The 251-nt window shown below is 61.4% G+C and carries 1 protein-coding gene; it reads right to left on the minus strand.

Features of this window, described 5'->3' with window-relative positions; all coding sequences use genetic code 11:
• Positions 1-74: 74 nt before the first annotated feature.
• Entirely contained in the window at positions 75-218 is a 144-nt protein-coding gene (locus SB724_RS21145; protein WP_410572956.1) for a DUF1127 domain-containing protein, read from the minus strand.
• Between the last annotated feature and the right edge of the window lie 33 nt (positions 219-251).

The raw sequence follows: 251 nt of genomic DNA on the forward strand, positions 1-251 counted from the left end.
TGTCGCAGCCGGTCTCTGCCCGCATCGCCGCCGACGTCAATCGCTGGTCGTCAGGCAGCAAAGCCTGCAGCTGATCAGTCCCAGAAGGTCGATTTTCCGACTTCGCGCGCAGCATCGGATTGCGATAGCCCGATATCCTTGAGCTGATCGGCCGTGAGTTCGCGCAGGGCACGTCTTCCCTCGCGCTTCTCGTGCCAGACGAGAAATCCATTCCACATGCGCTGCAGCCAAGCTTGACCGGTCGTCTCGAC

The organism is Bacillus sp. SIMBA_031, assembly GCF_046535225.1.
Taxonomy (GTDB): domain Bacteria; phylum Bacillota; class Bacilli; order Bacillales; family Bacillaceae; genus Bacillus; species Bacillus velezensis.

Excerpts from the sequence above, each read along its gene's own strand:
- SB724_RS21145 (WP_410572956.1), bottom strand. The coding sequence starts at position 218 with ATGTGGAATGGATTTCTCGTCTGGCACGAGAAGCGCGAGGGAAGACGT.